The organism is Klebsiella sp. H-Nf2 (assembly GCF_002806645.1).
Classification (GTDB): Bacteria; Pseudomonadota; Gammaproteobacteria; order Enterobacterales; family Enterobacteriaceae; genus Klebsiella; species Klebsiella variicola.
In genome coordinates this window covers 54,655-75,738 of record NZ_PIBL01000010.1, presented here as the reverse complement: position 1 = coordinate 75,738, position 21,084 = coordinate 54,655, and the positions used below count along the sequence as shown (strand labels likewise).

14 protein-coding genes are annotated in these 21,084 nt (G+C 59.1%); 6 read left to right on the top strand and 8 right to left on the bottom strand.

Annotated features, from left to right (window positions below; all coding sequences use genetic code 11):
* Positions 1-210: 210 nt before the first annotated feature.
* Positions 211-714, bottom strand: a complete 504-nt coding sequence (locus tag CWM58_RS20825; RefSeq protein ID WP_061155958.1) for a GNAT family N-acetyltransferase — start codon at positions 712-714, stop codon at positions 211-213.
* Between the two features lie 185 nt (positions 715-899).
* On the opposite strand from CWM58_RS20825, the gene CWM58_RS20820 reads away from it, so the two are divergent.
* A complete protein-coding gene (locus CWM58_RS20820) occupies positions 900-2,093 on the top strand; it encodes a YjgN family protein (protein WP_100681682.1) in 1,194 nt (397 codons plus the stop codon).
* A gap of 63 nt (positions 2,094-2,156) precedes the next feature.
* On the opposite strand, the gene CWM58_RS20815 is transcribed toward CWM58_RS20820, so the two are convergent.
* From CWM58_RS20815 to pepA, 3 genes are all read right to left on the bottom strand, one after another.
* Positions 2,157-5,012 carry a valine--tRNA ligase gene (locus tag CWM58_RS20815; protein WP_100681681.1) on the bottom strand — a complete coding sequence of 952 codons (2,856 nt, stop codon included), beginning with the start codon at positions 5,010-5,012 and terminating at the stop codon, positions 2,157-2,159.
* Complete coding sequence (holC, locus tag CWM58_RS20810; protein ID WP_008807122.1) at positions 5,012-5,455, bottom strand: DNA polymerase III subunit chi; 444 nt, start codon at positions 5,453-5,455, stop codon at positions 5,012-5,014. Before holC ends, CWM58_RS20815 begins: the two co-directional genes overlap by 1 nt.
* 121 nt (positions 5,456-5,576) lie before the next feature.
* A complete protein-coding gene (gene pepA / locus CWM58_RS20805; RefSeq protein ID WP_008807121.1) occupies positions 5,577-7,088 on the bottom strand; it encodes a leucyl aminopeptidase in 1,512 nt (503 codons plus the stop codon).
* A 389-nt stretch (positions 7,089-7,477) separates the two neighbouring features.
* Between pepA and lptF the strand changes: the two genes are divergently transcribed.
* Positions 7,478-8,575 carry an LPS export ABC transporter permease LptF gene (gene lptF / locus CWM58_RS20795; protein WP_100681680.1) on the top strand — a complete coding sequence of 366 codons (1,098 nt, stop codon included), beginning with the start codon at positions 7,478-7,480 and terminating at the stop codon, positions 8,573-8,575.
* A complete protein-coding gene (gene lptG, locus CWM58_RS20790; RefSeq protein WP_008807120.1) occupies positions 8,575-9,657 on the top strand; it encodes an LPS export ABC transporter permease LptG in 1,083 nt (360 codons plus the stop codon). The genes lptF and lptG overlap by 1 nt, the downstream gene beginning before the upstream one ends.
* A gap of 51 nt (positions 9,658-9,708) precedes the next feature.
* On the opposite strand, the gene CWM58_RS20785 is transcribed toward lptG, so the two are convergent.
* Positions 9,709-11,211 (bottom strand): helicase HerA-like C-terminal domain-containing protein, encoded by a 1,503-nt coding sequence (locus CWM58_RS20785; protein WP_100681679.1) that lies wholly within the window; start codon positions 11,209-11,211, stop codon positions 9,709-9,711.
* Positions 11,212-11,309: 98 nt separating this feature from the next.
* Positions 11,310-12,131: a TIM barrel protein gene (locus tag CWM58_RS20780; RefSeq protein ID WP_100681678.1), complete on the bottom strand. Its 822-nt coding sequence runs from the start codon at positions 12,129-12,131 to the stop codon at positions 11,310-11,312.
* A 352-nt stretch (positions 12,132-12,483) separates the two neighbouring features.
* Here CWM58_RS20780 and CWM58_RS20775 point away from each other — a divergent pair, with 352 nt between their 5' ends.
* Both CWM58_RS20775 and iolB read left to right on the top strand, forming a co-directional pair.
* Positions 12,484-13,989: a CoA-acylating methylmalonate-semialdehyde dehydrogenase gene (locus CWM58_RS20775; protein ID WP_061155952.1), complete on the top strand. Its 1,506-nt coding sequence runs from the start codon at positions 12,484-12,486 to the stop codon at positions 13,987-13,989.
* Between the two features lie 18 nt (positions 13,990-14,007).
* Positions 14,008-14,817: a 5-deoxy-glucuronate isomerase gene (gene iolB, locus CWM58_RS20770; RefSeq protein ID WP_004177654.1), complete on the top strand. Its 810-nt coding sequence runs from the start codon at positions 14,008-14,010 to the stop codon at positions 14,815-14,817.
* 867 nt (positions 14,818-15,684) lie between these two features.
* Here iolB and CWM58_RS20755 read toward each other — a convergent pair.
* Both CWM58_RS20755 and CWM58_RS20750 read right to left on the bottom strand, forming a co-directional pair.
* On the bottom strand, positions 15,685-16,542 hold the full coding sequence (locus tag CWM58_RS20755; RefSeq protein WP_004152190.1) for a MurR/RpiR family transcriptional regulator: 858 nt from the start codon (positions 16,540-16,542) through the stop codon (positions 15,685-15,687).
* A 151-nt stretch (positions 16,543-16,693) separates the two neighbouring features.
* The gene (locus tag CWM58_RS20750; RefSeq protein WP_100681677.1) at positions 16,694-18,607 is read right to left on the bottom strand and encodes a bifunctional 5-dehydro-2-deoxygluconokinase/5-dehydro-2-deoxyphosphogluconate aldolase; all 1,914 of its coding nucleotides are present in this window, start codon (positions 18,605-18,607) and stop codon (positions 16,694-16,696) included.
* A 505-nt stretch (positions 18,608-19,112) separates the two neighbouring features.
* Between CWM58_RS20750 and iolD the strand changes: the two genes are divergently transcribed.
* On the top strand, positions 19,113-21,053 hold the full coding sequence (iolD, locus tag CWM58_RS20745; RefSeq protein ID WP_023291779.1) for a 3D-(3,5/4)-trihydroxycyclohexane-1,2-dione acylhydrolase (decyclizing): 1,941 nt from the start codon (positions 19,113-19,115) through the stop codon (positions 21,051-21,053).
* Positions 21,054-21,084: the final 31 nt, after the last annotated feature.

Below are 21,084 nucleotides of genomic sequence, written 5' to 3'. Positions count from 1 at the left end.
TCAGTAGCCATGGGGAGAGAGATAGCGTTGAGAGCTTCAGCTCGCAAGGGTATGGGCCCGTAGGTCGGGTAAGGCGTTAGCCGCCACCCGACAAAAAAACGGCACCGCGAGCACGGGACATCCCCCCGGCTTGCGCTACGCTTACCGGGGCTACCGAACTGTAGCCCCGGTAAGCGTAGCGCTACCGGGGACGCCTGCGATATCGAGGCGTTACAGCGTTTTCAGCATCCGCACTTCACAGTCAACGTGGCCGGTGCAACCCAGCGGCCCGTCAATGTGCTCGAAGCCGAGATGTTCATATAAGCCGATCGCTTCCGTCAGGAAGGCGGTGGTTTCCAGATAGCAGCGTTTAAACCCCTGCTCGCGGGCATAGTCCAACGCCAACAGCGCCAGCTTCTTCGCTAGTCCCTGGCCGCGGACGCTGGTCATAAAATACATTTTCTGCAGCTCGCAGATATCCGGCTCGCTGCAGGCGAGCGGCGCGACGCCACCGCCGCCAACCACTTCACCCTCTTTCTCCACCACCCAATAGGCAGAGCCCGGCTGGCTGTACAGCTCATACAGTTCATCGAGATTCGGGTCGGCGACCGTATAGCCTTTATCGGCGGTCAGGCCATATTCTGCCGATACCTGGCGGATGACGGCCGCTATCGCAGCGTTATCCTGTACCGCGATACGGCGTAAAGTAAAGGTCTGTGGCGCGGCAAGATTCATAGAATCACTCAATTTTAGCTTAAATAACCATACATTTCTTTAATACCATTATTCGTTTACAGGCGCAAGGTGCGCGTGAAATGTATTGCCGGGAAAATTCAAAATAATATATTCTGCTCGCTTAATGCCGATGCGCATTATTTATTATTTTTATATATGGTTTAAAGTACAAGGACGACTTTTTTATGAGTATGATTTCAGGACAATTGCAGCGTTCTGGCCATTCTTTTGTTTTTCATGGTCAGGCCGGGCGCTATTTTATTATTTGTCTGGTTAATGTTATTTTTTCTGTAATTACTTGTGGGTTATTTATTCCATGGGCATGGGTACGGAGTCGCCGTTATCTTTGTGAGAATATGGAGGTTAATGGCGCCCGCTTTGCCTATCACGGGCGCGGTATCACGATTTTACTCAGCTGGCTGTTGATATTTGTCGTGCTGGTTTTACTCAGCTTAGCGCTTGCCATTTTCTCTCCCGGTAGTGAAGGGATGGAGACGCTGGCATTTCTTATCCTGCTGCCGGTAATGATAATTAAGGGGTTAAGCTACCATGCCACCATGACCTCTTTCGCGAATATTCGCTTTGGGGTTCAGTGTCATCTGCTGCGCGGATGGTGGATTATGCTCGGCTTACCCTTGCTGATATACGTGCTAACGGCGGTGGTGTTCGCCATGCTGGGGAGTCGTCTCTTTTACAATGGCCTAAATAGCATGCTGCTGGGGATCGTTGTGCTGTTTTTGCTGGCGCTGGTTATTATGGCGATAACCAGCGGTGTGGTTTACAGCCACTGGCTTGATCTCATCGGCAAAGGCGCAACCTTAGGCAAAAATAAATTTAATATTTATGTGAGTACTAAGCGTTGTGTGGTGATTTTTTTATGGGCAACGGCGATTTTGTTGCCGTTTATCGTCATTTTTATTGGCTTTTTATTTTCCGCATTCGCTCAACTGCTTACGGGCTGTATGTTTGGTCTGTGCAGTGAAGGTTCGGCCCTGTTTATGGCATTGCGGCATCTTGGGGCGGTATTAGGGGGATATGTATTCCTCACTATCGGTATCGTGTTATCCATGGCATACCTTCGTGTGGCTTTACGTAATCACGCGATGAATAACCTGGTGCTGGGGGACAGCGTTCATTTTCGTTCCACCCTGACGTTTTTCGGTCTTGCTCCGCGTTTACTGGCGTTGACGTTTCTCACACCGCTGACGCTGGGGCTGGCCTATCCCTGGTTTAAGATTGATTTGCTACGCTATATTGCTGAAAACACGACGATGGTCGGTGAGCTCGATTCGCTCGATCTGCAGCCGGCGGCGCCACCGCAGCCGACGGTATCGGACAAACTGTGCGGCGGTTTTTTTCCGATGCTGCCGTTCCTGTAATGTAAAAAGGCCGGAGCAAGCTCCGGCCTTTTTTCTATCGCGAGCAATTACAGCCGCGAGCAATTACAGCGCGGCGATCACCGCCTGCTGCTCAATCAGCTTCGCTTTCGCTTCCGCGTAGCCTTCCAGCTTCTCGCGCTCTTTAGCGATCACCGCTTCCGGCGCGCGGGCGACAAAGCCTTCGTTGGACAGCTTGCTCTCGATGCGGCCAATTTCACCTTCGATTTTGGCCACTTCTTTCGCCAGACGCGCCAGCTCATCTTCTTTATTGATGAGGCCCGCCATCGGGATCAGCAGCTCGGCGCCGTCGATAATCTTGGTCACAGAGACCGGACCTTTATCATCGGCAGGCAGCACGGTAATGCTTTCCAGACGCGCCAGGTTCAGCAGGAAGCTGCGGTTGTCGTTCACACGACGCTCGGCCTCTTTGCTGCAGCCGCGCAGCAGCAGTTCCAGCGGTTTGCCCGGGGCGATGTTCATTTCCGCACGGATGTTACGCACGGCGACGATCGCCTGTTTCAGCCATTCGGTGTCGGTCAGCGCCGCTTCATCGACCTGAGAAGCATCGTACTGCGGGAACGGCTGCAGCATGATGGTATCGGCGGTGATACCGCAGATCGCTTTCACGCGCTGCCAGATGGTCTCGGTGATGAATGGAATGATCGGATGCGCCAGGCGCAGCAGACCTTCCAGCACGGTCACCAGCGTATGGCGAGTCCCGCGCAGCTCCGCTTCGCTGCCACCGTTCATCACCGGCTTGGTCAGTTCCAGGTACCAGTCGCAGAACTGGTTCCAGGTGAACTCGTACAGGATGCCGGCGGCGATATCGAAGCGGAAGTTATCCAGCGCTTCGCGATACGCTTTCACGGTGTGGTTGAATTCCGCCAGGATCCAGCGGTCGGCCAGGGAGAGCACCATCTCGCCGCCGTTGAAGCCGCAATCCTGATCTTCGGTGTTCATCAGCACGAAGCGGCTGGCGTTCCACAGCTTGTTACAGAAGTTACGGTAACCTTCCAGACGCTTCATATCCCAGTTGATGTCGCGGCCAGTAGAGGCCAGCGCTGCCAGGGTGAAGCGCAGGGCGTCGGTGCCGTGCGGCTCAATGCCGTTCGGGAACTGTTTCTCAGTGCGTTTGCGGATTTTCTCCGCCAGCTGCGGCTGCATCATGTTGCCGGTACGTTTCTCCAGCAGCTCCGGCAGGGTGATGCCGTCAACCATATCCAGCGGGTCGATAACGTTACCCTTGGATTTGGACATCTTCTGGCCTTCGTCGTCGCGGATCAGACCGGTCATGTAGACGGTCTTAAACGGTACCTGCGGCTTGCCGTTTTCATCTTTGATGAAGTGCATGGTCATCATGATCATGCGGGCGATCCAGAAGAAGATGATGTCGAAGCCGGAAACCATCACGCTGGTCGGATGGAACTGACGCAGGGCGTCGGTGTTTTCCGGCCAGCCGAGAGTGGAGAAGGTCCACAGCGCGGAGGAGAACCAGGTATCGAGAACGTCTTCATCCTGACGCAGGGCAACGTCGGCGCTCAGGTTGTTTTCCTGACGCACTTCGTCTTCAGTACGGCCCACGTAGACGTTGCCGTCGTTGTCATACCATGCCGGGATACGGTGACCCCACCACAGCTGACGGGAGATACACCAGTCCTGAATATCACGCATCCAGGAGAAGTACATGTTTTCGTACTGCTTCGGCACGAACTCAATGTCGCCATTCTCAACGGCTTCCACTGCCGGCTTGGCCAGCACGTCGGCGCGCACGTACCACTGGTCGGTCAGCATCGGTTCGATAACCACGCCGCCGCGATCGCCGTAAGGGACGGTCAGGTCGTGCGGTTTAATCTCTTCCAGCAAGCCGAGGGCGTCAACCGCCGCAACAACGGCTTTACGCGCCGCGAAGCGTTCCAGTTTCTGGAACTCTGCCGGGATCTCGCTGGAGTAGACGTCGGATTCGTTACCTTTGGTGTCGTAGACTTCCGCGCTTTCGCGGATGTCGCCGTCAAAGGTCAGGATGTTGATCATCGGCAGCTGATGACGACGGCCCACTTCGTAGTCGTTAAAGTCGTGCGCCGGGGTGATCTTCACGCAGCCGGTGCCTTTTTCCATGTCGGCGTGTTCGTCGCCCACGATCGGGATGCGACGGTTAACCAGCGGCAGCACCACGAATTTGCCAATCAGATCTTTGTAACGCGGATCTTCCGGGTTAACGGCCACGCCGGTATCGCCCAGCAGGGTTTCCGGACGGGTGGTGGCGACCACCAGGTTATCTTTACCGTCAGCGGTTTTCGCGCCATCGGCCAGCGGGTAGCGGATGTGCCACATGGAACCTTTCGATTCGCGGTTTTCCACTTCGAGGTCGGAAATGGCGGTGCGCAGTTTCGGGTCCCAGTTAACCAGGCGTTTACCGCGGTAGATCAGGTCTTCTTTGTACAGGCGAACAAAGACTTCTTTCACGGCATTGGAAAGCCCCTCGTCCATGGTGAAGCGCTCGCGCTCCCAGTCCACGGAGTTACCGAGGCGGCGCATCTGGCGGGTAATGGTGCCGCCGGATTCCGCTTTCCACTGCCAGATTTTGTCGATGAAGGCATCGCGGCCGTAGTCGTGACGGGTTTTCCCTTCTTCCGCGGCAATCTTACGCTCAACCACCATCTGGGTGGCGATACCCGCGTGGTCGGTACCGGCCTGCCACAGGGTGTTTTTGCCCTGCATGCGCTGGTAGCGAATCATGGTATCCATGATGGTTTGCTGGAAGGCATGACCCATATGCAAACTGCCGGTGACGTTCGGCGGCGGGATCATGATGCAGAAGCTCTCCTGGCTTTCATCACCATTCGGTTTGAAATAGCCCTGCTTTTCCCAGTGCTCGTAAAGCGGCTGTTCGATATCTTGTGGGTTGTATGTCTTTTCCATTATTTCCAGGTTGCCGTGTTCAGGTTGAAACCAGCCATGCGGTACGCCTTATAGCGTTCGCGCGCCAGTTGTTTCAGATTTTCTTCGTAAGGGACAAAGTCTATCACTTCTGTGAAAGCGGTGGCAAAATCTGCAAAGTTAAGCCGCAGACTGATCAGAATGTCCCGCGGGCTGCTGTTGCGTTTCTGCGGCCAGGCAATCTCCACCGGTGCGCCGCCTCTCGGGCCTTCGCCCGCCAGATTATGCGGCACAAAGCTCTCCGGCGGCCGCGACCACAGCGCCTCGTCGAGGCGAATAGCCTGCTGCTCATCTTCACAGGCGATCAGGACGCGCTTGCCGTTGCGCCAACGTTCTGCGGCAATGTCACACACCAACTGCTCGACGGCGCTCAGGCCTTCGACGGTGTTTTCGTTGTCCAGAAGGTAGAACGTTGCATTCTTCATATATGGGGCTTCTTGTCGTGGATTTAAATGCAAAGCCGGGTGGCGCTACGCTTACCCGGCCTACAAACGGCATCTTTCCGTAGGCCCGGTAAGCGTAGCGCCACCGGGCATCAGACGGCAATCACTCTTCGCCGTTAAAACCCGCACGATTGAGCAGGAACTGCGACAGCAGGGCGACCGGACGACCCGTGGCGCCTTTGGCCTTGCCGGAACGCCAGGCGGTACCGGCGATGTCGAGGTGCGCCCAGTTGTACTTACGGGTAAAGCGCGACAGGAAGCAGCCGGCGGTAATGGCGCCGCCAGGACGACCGCCGATGTTTGCCATATCGGCAAAGTTGGATTCCAGCTGATCCTGGAACTCGTCGGCCAGCGGCAGACGCCAGGCGCGGTCGCCCGCCAGTTCGGAGGCGCCGATCAGCTCATGGGCCAGCGGGTTATGGTTCGACATCAGGCCGGTGATGTGATGGCCGAGGGCAATCACGCAGGCGCCAGTCAGCGTTGCGACGTCGATAACCGCTTCCGGCTCGAAGCGCTCGACGTAGGTCAGCACGTCGCACAGCACCAGGCGGCCTTCGGCGTCGGTGTTCAGCACTTCCACCGTCTGGCCGGACATGGTGGTCAGAACGTCGCCCGGACGATAGGCGCGACCGCCAGGCATGTTTTCACAGCCTGCCAGCACGCCGATGACGTTCAGCGGCAGCTGCAGCTCGGCAACCATCCGCATCACGCCGTATACCGCCGCGGCGCCGCACATGTCGTACTTCATCTCGTCCATGCCTTCGGCAGGCTTGATGGAGATACCGCCGGAGTCGAAGGTCAGGCCTTTACCGACCAGCACGATAGGGCGCGCGTCCTCAGACGGGTTGCCTTTATACTCGATGACCGACATCAGCGACTCGTTCTGCGAACCATTGCCGACGGCGAGATAGGAGTTCATCCCCAGCTCGCGCATCTGCTGTTCGCCGATCACGCGGGTGATGACGTTCTTGCTGTAGGTGTCAGCCAGCTGACGCGCCTGGGAAGCCAGATAGGCGGCGTTACAGATGTTCGGCGGCATGTTGCCGAGATCTTTCGCTGCTTTGATGCCGGCGGCAATCGCCAGGCCATGCTGAATGGCGCGCTCGCCGCTGGTGAGCTCGCGACGGGTCGGCACGTTAAAGACCATTTTACGCAGCGGGCGACGCGGCTCGCTTTTGTTGGTCTTCAACTGGTCGAAGCTGTACAGCGTCTCTTTGGCGGTTTCAACGGCCTGGCGAACTTTCCAGTAGTTGTTGCGGCCCTTGACGTGCAGCTCGGTCAGGAAGCAGACCGCTTCCATTGAGCCGGTATCATTCAGGGTGTTGATGGTTTTCTGGATGACCTGCTTATACTGACGCTCATCCAGCTCGCGCTCTTTACCGCAGCCAATCAGCAGAATGCGCTCAGACAGAATGTTTGGCACATGGTGCAGCAATAACGTCTGGCCAGGTTTGCCTTCCAGCTCGCCGCGACGCAGCAGGGCGCTGATGTAGCCGTCGCTGATTTTATCGAGCTGTTCGGCGATGGGGGAGAGGCGACGTGGTTCAAAGACGCCGACCACGATACAGGCGCTCCGTTGCTTCTCCGGGCTACCGCTTTTTACACTGAACTCCATGCACTATGCTCCTGAATCTTAAAGACAACAGTGGTGGCTACGGCTATACTCGTCGCCTTTCAAGTTGCAGATGCGCCGGCTGCGCCTGCTTACCTGATGCGGGCATAACGCGCGCGCCAGGGGTCACAGCCCTGCTGCCTTCTTACAACTCGAAATCCATTGAGTATATAATTGCAAGCTTTCGTAACTCATGTCCGCTGTTGCGGTGACTTCGTGTTAATCTTAACGTTATTAAGGCCTGGGTTCGTCAGAAAAGATCCTGACATGCAGAACCGATGAGTCATTTAATCTTAGCGATGTTTTCAACGACCAAAGAGAATAAATGACGTTTAAGCCATGAAACAAGCAATTTTCCTGCAATAAAACGGGTTTTTACGGGCGTATTTATAGTGATAATCATAAGATATCTGGTTCGTGAGACGCTGAAAAGCCAGTTGGCGATCCTATTCATCCTGTTACTGATTTTCTTTTGCCAGAAATTAGTCAGGATCCTCGGCGCTGCGGTGGATGGCGATATCCCAACCAATCTGGTGCTCTCGCTGTTGGGGCTCGGCATCCCGGAGATGGCGCAGCTTATCCTGCCGTTAAGTTTGTTCCTTGGCCTGCTAATGACCCTGGGCAAGCTGTACACCGAAAGTGAAATTACGGTGATGCACGCCTGCGGTCTGAGCAAAGCCGTGCTGATCAAGGCGGCGATGATCCTCGCGCTGTTCACCGGCGCGGTGGCGGCGGTCAACGTCATGTGGGCGGGGCCGTGGTCGTCGCGCCATCAGGACGAAGTGCTGGCCGAAGCCAAAGCCAACCCCGGCATGGCGGCGCTGGCCCAGGGCCAGTTCCAGCAGGCCAGCGATGGTAACGCAGTGATGTTTATCGAGAGCGTCAACGGCAACCGCTTCCATGACGTCTTCCTTGCCCAGCTGCGTCCGAAAGGCAATGCGCGCCCCTCCGTGGTGGTCGCGGATTCTGGCGAACTGTCGCAGCAGAAAGACGGTTCGCAGGTGGTGACCCTCAACAAGGGCACCCGCTTTGAAGGCACGGCGATGCTGCGCGACTTCCGCATCACCGACTTCAATAACTATCAGGCTATCATCGGCCACCAGGCGGTGACCTCCGATCCGGACAATACCGAACAGATGGATATGCGCACCCTGTGGCAAACCCACACCGACCGCGCGCGTGCCGAACTGCACTGGCGCTTCACGCTGGTGGCGACCGTCTTCATTATGGCGCTGATGGTGGTGCCGCTCAGCGTGGTGAACCCGCGTCAGGGGCGCGTGCTGTCGATGCTGCCGGCGATGCTGCTTTACCTGGTGTTCTTCCTGCTGCAAACGTCGATTAAGTCGAACGGCGGCAAAGGCAAAATGGACCCGGCTATCTGGATGTGGGCGATTAACCTGCTCTATTTTGCGCTGGCGGTGCTGTTAAACCTGTGGGACACGGTGCCGATGCGCCGCTTCCGCGCCCGTTTTAATAAAGGAGCGGCCTGATGCAGGCGTTTGGCGTACTTGACCGTTATATCGGTAAGACGATTTTCAACACCATCATGATGACCCTGTTCATGCTGGTGTCGCTCTCCGGCATTATCAAGTTTGTCGATCAGCTGAAAAAGTCCGGGCAGGGCAGTTACGATGCGCTGGGCGCTGGTCTCTACACCATCCTCAGCGTGCCGAAGGATATCCAGATCTTCTTCCCGATGGCGGCGCTGCTTGGCGCGTTGCTGGGGCTGGGGATGCTGGCCCAGCGCAGCGAGCTGGTGGTGATGCAGGCATCCGGTTTCACCCGGCTGCAGGTAGCGCTGGCGGTAATGAAAACCGCGATCCCGCTGGTGCTGCTGACCATGGCGATCGGCGAGTGGGTGGCGCCCCAGGGTGAACAGATGGCGCGCAACTACCGCGCCCAGCAGATGTACGGCGGTTCGCTGCTGTCGACTCAGCAAGGGCTGTGGGCGAAAGATGGCCACAACTTTGTCTATATCGAACGCGTGAAAGGCAACGATGAGCTGGGGGGCGTTAGCATTTATGCCTTCAACCCGGAGCGTCGTTTAGAGTCGGTACGCTATGCCGCCTCGGCAAAGTTCGATAGTGAAAATAAAGTGTGGCGCCTGTCGCAGGTGGATGAATCCAACCTGACCGATCCAAAGCAGGTGACCGGGTCGCAGATGGTGAGCGGCACCTGGAAAACGAACCTGACGCCGGATAAGCTCGGCGTGGTTGCCCTGGATCCGGATGCGCTGTCGATCAGCGGTCTGCACAACTATGTGAAATACCTGAAGTCCAGCGGCCAGGATCCGGGACGCTATCAGCTCAATATGTGGAGCAAAATCTTCCAGCCGCTGTCGGTGGCGGTGATGATGCTGATGGCGCTGTCATTTATCTTTGGCCCGCTGCGTAGCGTGCCGATGGGCGTGCGGGTGGTGACGGGGATTAGCTTCGGCTTTATCTTCTACGTGCTGGACCAAATTTTCGGCCCGCTGACCCTGGTCTACGGCATACCGCCGATCATCGGCGCGCTGTTGCCGAGCGCCAGCTTCTTCCTGATAAGCCTCTGGCTGATGATGCGCAAGGCCTAGCGGGTTAAGCCCGGAACGTATAAGCCCCCTCAACGATGAGGGGGCTTTTTTTTAGCGCTTGCGTCCGCCCAGCAGGCTGCCCAGCATGCCGCGGACGATCTGATTGGTGACCTGGCGAACCGCGCTTTTCGCTGCCGTCTGCACGATACCGTCGCGTTTACCGCCGCGCGGACCGGTGCTGCCGAACAGAATATCTTTCAGGCCGCCGAGCAGTCCATCGTCATCACCGCTTTGCTGACCCTTTGCCGGTGGGGCCGACTGCTGCCCGGTGGCGACCTGCACCCCTTGCTGCAGCATCTCAAAGGCCGACTCGCGGTCCACCTCCTCCTCATACTTGCCGTACAGCGGCGAGTGATTCAGCAGGCCATTGCGCTCGTCATCGCTGACCGGCCCCATCCGCGAGCAGGGGGCGATAACCATCGCCCGCTCGACCACCGACGGGCTGCCTTTTTCATCGAGGAAGGAGATCAGCGCCTCGCCGGTGCCCAGCTCCTGGATCGCCTGTTCGGTACTGAAGGCCGAATTGGCGCGCATGGTCTGGGCGGCGGTTTTCACCGCCTTCTGGTCCTTTGGCGTAAAGGCGCGCAGCGCATGCTGCACGCGGTTGCCCAACTGGCCGAGCACGGCGTCGGGAATATCCGCCGGGTTCTGCGAGACGAAATAGACGCCGACACCCTTGGAGCGGATAAGGCGGATCACCTGTTCGATTTTATCCAGCAGTACCTGCGGCGCGTCGTTGAACAGCAGATGCGCTTCATCGAAGAAGAACACCAGTTTGGGTTTTTCGAGATCGCCCGCCTCCGGCAGACGCTCGTAGAGCTCGGAAAGCATCCACAGCAGGCTGGCGGCGTACAGCTTCGGCATCTGGTAGAGCTTTTCGGCGCTGAGGATATTGATCACCCCTTTACCGCTGGCATCGACGCGCATCCAGTCGGCAATATCCAGCATCGGTTCGCCGAAGAAATGTTCGGCACCCTGCTGCTCCAGGGTCAATAGCCCGCGCTGGATGGCGCCGACCGAGGCGCTGCTGATATTGCCGTACTGGTTCTGGAACGATTTGGCGTTGTCGCCAATAAACTGGGTGATGGCGCGGAGGTCTTTGAAGTCGAGCAGCAGCAGGCCGCGGTCGTCAGCGATGCGGAAAATAATGTTCAGCACGCCGCTCTGCACCTCGTTGAGATTGAGCAGGCGCGCCAGCAGCAGGGGGCCAAGATCGGAAACCGTCGCCCGAACCGGGTGGCCCTTCTCGCCAAAGATATCCCAGAGTACCACCGGGTTGGCATGCGGCTCCCAGTCGCTGACGCCGATCTTCTCCAGCCGCGCCTGCAGTTTCTCTGAGCTCTGCCCCGCGGCGGCAATGCCGGTCAGGTCGCCCTTGACGTCCGCCATAAATACCGGCACGCCAATCTCCGAGAACGACTCAGCCAGCTTTTGTAGGGTGACGGTTTTACCGGTGCCGGTCGCACCGGTGATAAGCCCATGGCGGTTGGCCATCGCGGGCAGCAAATACAGCGCGTTATCCAGCGTGCGCGCAATCAACAAGGGTGAGCTCATGATCGATTCCTCCATTTATCCTGCGACGATTATAGGCAACCTCGTCGTCCGGCGTTGGGAAAATCGTCACGCGCCGCGCACGCTGTCCAGAGCAGGCTTCAGGCGCAGTGGCGCTGGATAAGCGCGATGCTCTGCTCAATTTCGCGCTCGATATCCGCTTCGCTCCACTGCGCCAGCTCAGGTGCGAAGGGTTCAAAAGCGTATACCCCTTGATAGCCGCGGGCTTCCAGCGCTTTAACCTGCTCGCAGGTGCCGAGACGATCCTGCGGGGTTAGCATGATGCGCTCGGCATCGGTGAGCTGCTCGCGCGGACGGGTATCTTCCACCCCGGAAAGGTGCACCAGACCGATGTCCGCCACCTCCACCTGGCTGAACTCGTCCGCCGCCTGCGGGTAGAGATGGTGATGGAAGGTGTCGATCAGCAGCTTAAACGGCACGCGGGCGTCATGGATCAGCGTCTGCGCCTGGTGAGCAGAGCGCAGCGAGCTTTGTGGGAAGCCCAGTGGCTCCACCAGGCCGTGGATGCCATAGAACGCAAACAGCGGCGACAGATCACGCAGAGCGCTCAGGGTTTCGCTGGCCGGCACTTCGCTGCCGTCGTTAAGCGGACAGAGCACCAGCGATTTGGCGCCGATGGCCTGGGCCTCTTTCAGCAGCGATTCGGTCAGCTGCCGCACCTCTTCGCTACGACGGTTAAAGGGGTAGACCGCGTTAATCGTCAGGATCTCGATGTGGTAGCGCGCCGCCAGCTCGCGCACCTGCTGATGGCTCAGATCGTCGGTCACCTTTCCGCTGGGTAAATCGTTGCGTAGCTCAATCTTATTCAGGCCCAGACGGTTCACCAGACGGAAAAACGCTTCAATGCTGAGCGCTGGCGCGATTTTGCGGTTAATACAAAAACGTTGCATTGCGATGGCCATAGGACACTCCTGACGGAAGAGGGGGGAGGTTCGTTCAATTGGCTAACAGTCAAAACGTTTATTCCAAAATTAGCAAGAATGGAAATGATGAATGTTTGAGCTGTCTCGCAAAATATCACTGGCCCCGACTACGGGGGCGACAGCGGCGGGAAGCCTGGCGTCGAGAGGCAACGAGGCGTGATGCGGGAAGCGCACAGGCAATCCGTCGGCGCAAAATGCGACTGTTATCACCAAAATGAAATTTCATTTCACGACAATGTTGAAATATAAATTTCATTTTACTACGGTTATAGCACAGCAGAATCAGCGACGGGCCGGTGTGCGCTGGCCCCCTTCACTATGAGGCGAGAACATGACGATCACAGGAAACTTTATTGGCGGGAAAACCGTTATCAGCAGCAGCAACGAAACGATGCCGGTGTACGACCCGGCGACGGGCAAAGCGGTGCGCGAAGTCACGGTGTCAACCGCGCAGGAAGTCTCTGAGGCGATTCAGGTTGCTCGCGATGCGTTTGACAGCTGGTCCCGTACTACGCCGCTGCGCCGCGCTCGGGTGCTGTTCAACTTCAAAATGTTGCTGGAGCAGCACGTGGAAGAGCTGGCCGGGATCATCGTCAGCGAGCACGGTAAAGTGTGGTCGGATGCGCTGGGCGAGCTGACCCGCGGCATGGAAGTGGTCGAATTCGCCTGCGGGATCCCGCACCTGATTAAAGGCGAATACTCCTCTGACGTCGGCACCGGCGTCGACAGCTACTCGCTGATGCAGCCGCTGGGCGTGGTGGCCGGGATCACCCCGTTCAACTTCCCGGCGATGGTGCCGATGTGGATGTTCCCGCTGGCGCTGGCCTGCGGCAACAGCTTCATCCTCAAGCCGCCCGCGCTGGCGCCGACGGCCGCCGTGCGTCTGGCAGAGCTGCTGAAAGAAGCCGGTCTGCCGGACGGCGTGTTTAACGTCGTACACTGCAGCAATGAAGATGCCGAGCAGCTGTACACTGACCCGCGTATTGCGGCGGTGAGCTTCGTCGGCTCCTCCGGTGTGGCGGAGTATATCTATAAGACCGCCAGCGCCCACGGCAAGCGCGTGCAGGCGTTCGGCGCCGCCAAAAACCACGCGATTGTGATGCCGGATGCCGATCTCGACGCCACCGTTAACGCCATTATGGGCGGTGCTTTTGGCTCCGCAGGCGAGCGCTGCATGGCGCTGCCGGTGGTGGTGGCGGTGGGAGATGAAACCGCCGACAAACTGATCGCCCGCCTGAAGCCGCTGGTGGAAGCGCTGAAAGTGGGGCCGGGCTGCATGCGCGGCCAGGAAGAGAACGAGATGGGGCCGGTGGTGTCTGATACCCACCAGAAAAAAGTGCTCGGCTATATTGATAAAGGTGAAAGCGAAGGGGCAAAACTGGTGGTCGATGGCCGCAAACTGCGCGTGCCGGGTTATGACGCAGGCTATTATGTCGGCGGCACCCTGTTCGATCACGTCACCCCGGAGATGACAATCTGGCGCGAAGAGATCTTTGGCCCGGTGCTGGGAATTGTGCGCGCGGCGGACTATGACAGCGCCCTTGAGCTGGTCAACAGCCATGAGTTTGGCAACGGCAGCGCCGTCTTCACCAGCAACGGTCACACCGCGCGTGAATTCGTCCACGACGTGCAGGCGGGGATGGTTGGGGTGAACGTGCCGGTCCCGGTGCCGATGGCGTTCCACAGCTTCGGCGGATGGAAGCGCTCGGTGTTTGGCGCGTTGAACGTCCACGGGCCGGACGGCGTGCGCTTCTACACGCGCATGAAGACCGCCACCGTACGCTGGCCGGCAGGGCAGCAGACCGTATCTGAATTCAGCATGCCGACATTAGGTTAATCGGCGAAGGAGAGCGCCATGTCGTTACTGGCTAAATCGCGAAAAGAGGGACAGATCCAGCATATTACGCCGCAAAGCGCCGGTTGGCGCTATATCGGCTTTGATGTCTGGATGTTGAAAAAAGGGCAGACCGTGACGCTGGAGAGCGGCGATCGCGAGCTGTGCCTGGTGCTGGTCGCCGGGCTGGCGTCGGTGAAAACGCAGCATGCCGATTTCCCGAATCTTGGTAAACGGATGTCGCCGTTTGAACGCACCCCGCCGTGGTCGGTATATGTGCCGCCGCAGGATAAAGTCGAAGTAACCGCCGATTCCGATCTGGAGCTGGCGGTATGCAGTGCGCCGGGCAAAGGCAGCTTCCCGGCACGCCTCATTCGGCCGGAAGACGTCGGCGTAGAGCATCGCGGGAAAGGGCGCAACCAGCGCCGGGTGCATAATATTCTGCCGGACAGCGCCGAGGCGGACTGCCTGCTGGTGGTGGAGGTGTACACCGACGAGGGGGCCACCAGTTCGTGGCCGTCGCATAAGCATGATACTGCCCAGCCGGGCAAAGAGACGCAGCTGGAAGAGACCTACTACCACCGCTTCGATCCGCCGCAGGGCTTTGCCTTCCAGCGGGTCTACACCGACGACCGCAGCCTGGACGCCTGTATGGCGCCCTACAACCACGATGTGGTGATGGTGCCGCGCGGTTACCATCCGGTGGCGGCGATTGCCGGTTATGACAGCTACTATCTGAACGTGATGGCCGGGCCGGATCGGAAATGGTTGTTCACCTGGGAAGATGACCACGCCTGGATCAACACGCCGGAGTACCCGCGCCACGACTGACGCGCTTTGCAGAAGCGGATAAAAAAGGCCGGTTAGCGATGCTAACCGGCCTTTTTGTTTGAAGGCGGCGGGTGTTTTTTAGCGAAACGCTCCGCGAAATCCCACTCCCCGACCCGGCAAGCGCATCGCCGCCGGGCAGGACACCTCCGGCGCCATACCCGCCTTTGTGCCGGATGGCGCTATGCTTATCCGGCCTACGGGATCCTCCCTAAGCCCCTATACCGTAGGCCCGGCAAGCGCAGCGCCGCCGGGCAGGACACCGCAGGCACCGTACCCGTTTTTGTGCCGGGCGGCGGCTCACGCCTTGCCCGGCCTGGGGTTCGTGCGACCTGCCGTTGATTGACCCACTTGTGCGACTGAAACTGCCGGTGCTGACGGCCTCAAAATCGCTGAGACGTTCCCGGAAGGCCGGGGCAGCCCGCATGGATGCGGGCTGAGGGCCGTGTTTTGCAGGGACGCTGCCTCGGCCCGACCCGAAGCCTGCAGGGATAAGTCGAAGGTACCACGCAGTGGCGATTTTGCTGGCCGGAGCCCGGGGGTACAGGGGGCGGCGGCGACTGGCCGCCCCCTGTGCGCTCCCTGCGCCATGAGTGACATAACGCAGACGATTAACCGGGAGCGCAAATTTCGCTGAAGTTACACGTGATAAACGCTTTTGCCTGGCTGAGAAAGTTGCAAACCGATAACAGTCTCTCCGGCACCCCGCAGGCGCATATACCTTAGGCCCGGCAAGCGCAGCGCCGCCGGGCAGTCAGGCACCGTACCCGTGGCTGTGCCGGATGGCGGCATAAATGCCTTATCCGGCCTACGGGATCCTCCCGCAGGCTTATACAACTCCGCCGGGCAACTAACGCCAGGCGGCTTATCTCACGCCTTCTGCTTGGCCTCGGACTCCTGACTGCTGTTCAGCGCCAGCGAAACCGCCAGCGTCTGGGCCAGACACAGGGAAGCAACCTGCGAGCGGAAGCCATCTACCTGCGCTTCACGCACCACAAAGCAGACATCGCTGAAGGCCGCCAGCGGGCTGACCTGACTGTCGGTAATCGCGATCTGCCGCGCTTTGCGCTGCGCGCCCAGCTCCACCAGCTCGACCACTTCCCGGGCGTACGGCGAGAAGCTCACCGCCACCACCACGTCTTTCGGGCCGACCAGACTCAGCTGCTCGGTGAACATGCCGCCGAGGCCGTCGATCAGAAAGGCTTTGCGATCGAGGTGGCGCAGCGCATAGGTCAGATAGGAGGCGACGCTGAACGACCGGCGCAGGCCAATGACGTAAATATTTTCCGCTTCGCCCAGCAGGGCCACCGCGCGCTCCAGATCATCGCTGGAGGTCTGCATCGCCAGCTGCTGCAGGGCCTGGTTGTTCACCATCGTGAACATATTGAGGATTTCCGTCGGCGTTTCCGGCGGGCTGGACTCATCGCTGGTGGTCTGGCGGAACAGACGGGCGCGCTCGGTATAGTTGGCGGTCTCTTCCATCAAATGTTGCTTGAACATCTGTTTCATTTCGTTAAAGCCGCTAAAGCCGAAGGCGTTGGCAAAACGAATCAACGTGGAAGGGGGAACATCCGCCTGTTGCGCGATGGAGGCCACGGTATCGAAAGCCACGCTATTGCTGTTATCAAGGATATAGCGGGCGACCTGTTTCAGGCGTTTGCTTAACGTATCGTAGCGACGCCTGATTTCATCCTGCAGGATGGTCAGCTGTGTTGGGTTATTGGCCATAGAGTGCGCTCTGAGAAAATGGAAGGAATATGGCTTCCAGTGTACCAAATGAAGCGAATTTTTCATTTATTGCGACGAAATACGCGATTCATTTCACGAAGAAACAGAAAAACGCCCGCTCCGCAAGGTGACGGAGACGGGCGTCGGGGGATCAGCGGCGGGCTTCGCGCCAGTAGCCAATGAGCGTCAGGTAGTTGCGTTTCACTTCCTCTATCAGGGCCTCATCGCTGAGCTCACCCTGCATCCAGCGCCGCGACGGCAGGCCAAAGATGGTGCGCCCGACGGCGAAACCTTTGATCATCGGGTGTGCGGCCGCCTCGGCGAAACCGGCGCGCAGTTTGTCGGAAGGCGCGTCGAGGCCGAGGATCAAGATCCCGCGGCTCCACGGATCTTCGCGCTCGATAAGCGCGGTGATCTGCTGCCAGCTGGCGCTGGAGAGCGGCGGCAGCTTCCACCAGTCCGGCTTGATCCCCAGCTGATAGAAGTGTTCCAGCATGGTGTGGTAATGGCGCTCGTCTTTGTCCGGGCCATTTTCCGGCAGGATCACCTCCAGCAGCAGCTCATGGCCTGACTTGTTACAGGCCTGCCACACCTCGAGCAGCAGGGCGTCCTGCTCTTCACGCAGCGCCGCCGGGTCGGCAGGATGATAGAAGACCAGGCATTTGACGACATGCTCCAGCGGCCAGTCGATCAGCTGCGAGCCGATGTTGCCATGCTCCAGACGCAGCGGTCGCGAGCTGGGCAGCTCGATGGGGCGGCCGATCCACCAGCCCTTGCCGGTAATGGCGTTGAGCGCACGCTGGCCATAGGTGCCGTCGGCCAGAATGCCGCTGCGCTGATCGAGACCCGCCTCCTGCGCCGCCGCTTCGGCCGCGGCTAACAACAACAGCTTGAGCTGCGGAATGCAGGCTTCATCGCGCCCGGTCTCCCGTGCCAGGTCGGCCAGCTGTTTGCGATGGTCGAAGGCGAAAATGCACAGCTCCGGCCACTGCTGACGGCGGCTGGTGACCCGGTGCAGGTGGTTGAGGCGCTCGTCGACGTCCGGGCGCGGCACCGATTCGGCACGCAGCAGGTAGTCATCGAGTTCGACTTTGGTCGGCATCGCCGGCGCGCAGCCGTGGCGGGAAACCACCAGCGCGCCGCAGGCGTTGGCGTAACGGCAAGCCTGCTCCCAGCCTTCGTCGTTAAGCCAGCCGCGCAGCAGGCCCGACATAAAGGCATCCCCGGCGCCCAGCACGTTGAGAACCTCCACGCGCACGCCCTGCTGCAGCGGCACCTGGTCCCAGCTGTCCGGGATGTCGCCTTCCAGCACCACGCAGCCCATTGGCCCGCGCTTGCACACGAGGGTGGCTTTGGTGGCATTGCGCACATTTTTCAGCGCGGTCAGGGTATCGGTGCTGCCCCCGGCAATATGAAACTCTTCTTCGGTTCCCACCACCAAATCGAACAGATGCAGCACTTCCTGCAGCTGGCTGGTGACCGGCCCGGACTCAATGAAACGGGTTTCGCCATCGCCGAGCGAGGTGAGCCCCCACAGCACCGGACGGTAATCGATATCCAGCGCGGTACGCAGGCCGTGACGGCGAGCGTATTCCAGCGCCTTCAGCACCGCGGCGCGGGTGTTGGCGTGCGACAGGTGGGTGCCGGTCACCGCCAGCGCCCGGGAGGAGGCAATATACTCCTCGCTAATGTCGTCAGGCGTTAAGGCCATATCGGCGCAGTTATCGCGGTAGAAAATCAGAGGGAAGGTCTCCTGATCCTTAATCCCCAGCATCACCAGCGCGGTCAGGCGGGATTTGTCGGTAATCAGATACTCGGTATCCACCCCGGCGCGGTTGAGCGTTTCACGCAGGAAACGGCCGTTGTGTTCATCGCCAACGCGCGCCAGCATGGCCGATTTCAGCCCCTGAATGGCGGTGCCATAGGCCACGTTGCCGGAGGAGCCGCCCAGATATTTCGCGAAACTGGCAACGTCTTCTAGCCGCGAACCGATCTGCTGGGCATAGAGGTCGACGGCCACCCGACCTATACAGATGACGTCGAGCCGCTTTACTGCTGCATTCATAGCTAGGATTTCCTTTTTGGTGTCTGCTGCCTGGAAGGGTCGGGATCCCGACGTCGACTCCGTGAACAGCCTGAGGGTTATTGGTTACCCTTAGTTTGAGAAATAAATATTTCATTTGCAAACTCGTTCGAAATTAAAAAACCAAAAGTGTGAGGGATCTACCACTCTGCCGCACTGAGCCTCGCGTGAGCGCGGATCGCCCCCTCTGTCGACCTGGGGGAAAATGAAACGCCGGAAGCGGTTTCTTTACCTATGATTTTTAAGGGGATATAGCCGTCTGGCGCGGCAAAACAGCGCCCGAAAACCTGTCAGGAATGTCAATGAAACGTATGAAATGGGTAGAGAGTTTGATCCCTCTCGCAAAATGAAATATTTCTTCTGTATTTGTATTTAATGAAAAAAATGTTTGCCTATAATCCACAGGTATTCCAGTGACGTGAACGACGGCCCCGGCGGCATCGGCGCGACGCCACACACAAATACTGAACAATAAGGATTGTGCATCATGGGCAAACTGAGACTGACAACGGCGCAGGCGCTGGTGAAGTTCCTCGATAACCAGTACCTGGAAGTGGATGGCGAAGAGCTGAAATTCGTGAAAGGCATTTTCGCGATTTTCGGCCATGGCAACGTCCTGGGGCTGGGGCAGGCGCTGGAGCAGGACAGCGGCGATATGCGCGTCTATCAGGGGCGTAACGAGCAGGGAATGGCCCACGCGGCCACCGGTTTTGCCCGCCAGGCCCTGCGCCGGCAGATTATCGCCTGCACCTCCTCCATCGGCCCGGGGGCGGCCAACATGATCACCGCCGCCGGCACCGCCAGCGCCAACCGCATTCCGCTGCTGCTGCTGCCGGGCGATGTCTTCGCCACCCGCCAGCCGGACCCGGTGCTCCAGCAGATTGAACAGAGCTACGATCTCAGCATCAGCACCAATGACGCTTTCCGCGCAGTCAGCAAATACTGGGACCGCATTACCCGCCCGGAACAGCTGATGAGCGCCTGCATCAACGCCATGCGCGTCCTGACCGATCCGGCGGAAACCGGCGCGGTGACGCTATGCCTGCCGCAGGACGTGCAGGGCGAAGCCTGGGACTACCCGGAATCCTTCTTTGCGCGCCGCGTGCACCGTCTCGACCGCCGCCCGGCCAGCGCCGCGCAGCTGGCGGACGCCGTCGCGGCCATCAAAGCCAGCCGTAAACCGCTGATCGTCTGCGGCGGCGGAGTGAAATACTCCGGCGCGGGCGAAGCGCTGTCCCGTTTCGCCGAGCGCTACGGGGTGCCCTTCGCCGAAACCCAGGCCGGGAAGGGGACGGTGGTCTCTTCTCACCCCCTGAACGTCGGCGGCGTCGGCGAGACGGGCTGTCTGGCGGCGAACCTGCTGGCGAAAGAGGCCGACCTGGTGATCGGCGTCGGCACCCGCTTCAGCGATTTTACCACCGCCTCGAAATGGATTTTCCAGCACCCGGAGGTGCGTTTCCTGAATATTAACGTCAGCAACTTCGACGCCTGGAAGCTGGACGGCATTGCCATGCTGGCGGACGCCCGGGAAGCGATGACCGCCCTCGACGCGGCGCTGGCGGACAGCGGCTGGCAGGCCGGCTGGGGCGCGCAGATCGAGAGCGTGCAGAGCCGTCAGTTAAAAGAGACCCAGCGCGTCTACCAGGCGGTGTGGCAGGAAAAATCCTTTGTGCCGGAGATCGACGATCATCTCGATCGCGAATCGGTGTATCGCGAGTTCCGCCAGATCACCGACTCCACCCTGACCCAGAGCAGCGTCCTTGGGGTACTGAATGAAACGCTGCCGGCCGAGGCGGTGATCGTCGCGGCGGCGGGCAGCCTGCCCGGCGATCTGCAGCGCGTCTGGCGCAACCGCGCGGAAAACACCTACCACGTGGAGTACGGCTACTCCTGCATGGGATACGAAGTCAACGCGGCGCTGGGCGTGAAGCTGGCGCAGCCGCAGAGCGAAGTCTACTCCCTGGTCGGCGATGGCTCATTCATGATGCTGCACTCTGAGCTGGTCACCTCCCTGCAGGAGCGGGCGAAGATCAACGTCGTGCTGTTCGACAACATGGCCAACGGCTGCATCAACAACCTGCAGATGGAGCACGGGATGGACAGCTTCGGCACCGAGTTCCGCTACCGCCAGCCGGAAACCGGCCAGCTGCAGGGCGGTCTGGTGCCGGTGGACTTCGCCACCATCGCCGCCGGCTACGGCTGCAAAACCTGGCGCGTCACCACCCTGGACGAACTGCGCCACGCACTGGACGCCGCCCGTCGCGAAACGGTCAGCACCCTGATTGATATTAAAGTGCTGCCGAAGACCATGGTGCACAAATACGGCAGCTGGTGGAACGTTGGGGTCGCCCAGACGGCGCTCTCTGAGCGGATCCGCAAGGTGGCGCAAATGATTAATGAAAAGCGCGCCCAGGCGCGTGATTACTAAAACGAACCTCTACCCTGAATCCTACAGACTT

What these genes read in the sequence shown, in the direction of transcription:
- CWM58_RS20820 (WP_100681682.1), top strand. Translation starts at nt 900, where the DNA reads ATGAGTATGATTTCAGGACAATTGCAGCGTTCTGGCCATTCTTTTGTT.
- lptG (WP_008807120.1), top strand. Translation starts at nt 8,575, where the DNA reads ATGCAGGCGTTTGGCGTACTTGACCGTTATATCGGTAAGACGATTTTC.
- iolB (WP_004177654.1), top strand. Translation starts at nt 14,008, where the DNA reads ATGTCGTTACTGGCTAAATCGCGAAAAGAGGGACAGATCCAGCATATT.
- CWM58_RS20780 (WP_100681678.1), bottom strand. Translation starts at nt 12,131, where the DNA reads ATGGCCATCGCAATGCAACGTTTTTGTATTAACCGCAAAATCGCGCCA.
- holC (WP_008807122.1), bottom strand. Translation starts at nt 5,455, where the DNA reads ATGAAGAATGCAACGTTCTACCTTCTGGACAACGAAAACACCGTCGAA.
- pepA (WP_008807121.1), bottom strand. Translation starts at nt 7,088, where the DNA reads ATGGAGTTCAGTGTAAAAAGCGGTAGCCCGGAGAAGCAACGGAGCGCC.
- CWM58_RS20755 (WP_004152190.1), bottom strand. Translation starts at nt 16,542, where the DNA reads ATGGCCAATAACCCAACACAGCTGACCATCCTGCAGGATGAAATCAGG.
- CWM58_RS20775 (WP_061155952.1), top strand. Translation starts at nt 12,484, where the DNA reads ATGACGATCACAGGAAACTTTATTGGCGGGAAAACCGTTATCAGCAGC.
- CWM58_RS20785 (WP_100681679.1), bottom strand. Translation starts at nt 11,211, where the DNA reads ATGAGCTCACCCTTGTTGATTGCGCGCACGCTGGATAACGCGCTGTAT.
- CWM58_RS20825 (WP_061155958.1), bottom strand. Translation starts at nt 714, where the DNA reads ATGAATCTTGCCGCGCCACAGACCTTTACTTTACGCCGTATCGCGGTA.
- iolD (WP_023291779.1), top strand. Translation starts at nt 19,113, where the DNA reads ATGGGCAAACTGAGACTGACAACGGCGCAGGCGCTGGTGAAGTTCCTC.
- CWM58_RS20815 (WP_100681681.1), bottom strand. Translation starts at nt 5,012, where the DNA reads ATGGAAAAGACATACAACCCACAAGATATCGAACAGCCGCTTTACGAG.
- CWM58_RS20750 (WP_100681677.1), bottom strand. Translation starts at nt 18,607, where the DNA reads ATGAATGCAGCAGTAAAGCGGCTCGACGTCATCTGTATAGGTCGGGTG.